Annotated in this window: 1 pseudogene; it reads left to right on the top strand. The window is 41.6% G+C overall.

Annotated features, from left to right (window positions below):
• A pseudogene (locus tag HJV72_RS19370) lies at positions 1 to 214 on the top strand (ABC transporter substrate-binding protein); the annotation flags it as partial.

Raw genomic sequence — 214 nt, 5'->3', positions numbered from 1 at the left:
GATTTTGATGCGGCTGTGGATAAACTGGCAGCTGCAGGAATATCACCGTTCAGTTTAAATGCAGGATGGCCTACCAATCTTCTTGCAGCCGGCTATTCTCAGAGAGATGAAGCATCCCGTGAATTTTATGCTAACGGAAAAAATGTAGAAAGTTTTGGGGATGAGAGCTTTAAAGGAACCATGGATTTTCTTCAGAATAACGTGCTGAAAAAAA

The organism is Extibacter sp. GGCC_0201 (assembly GCF_017566055.1).
Taxonomy (GTDB): domain Bacteria; phylum Bacillota; class Clostridia; order Lachnospirales; family Lachnospiraceae; genus Extibacter.
The sequence above is the reverse complement of the archived record's forward strand: the minus strand, read 5'-3'. Positions and strand labels throughout refer to the sequence as shown.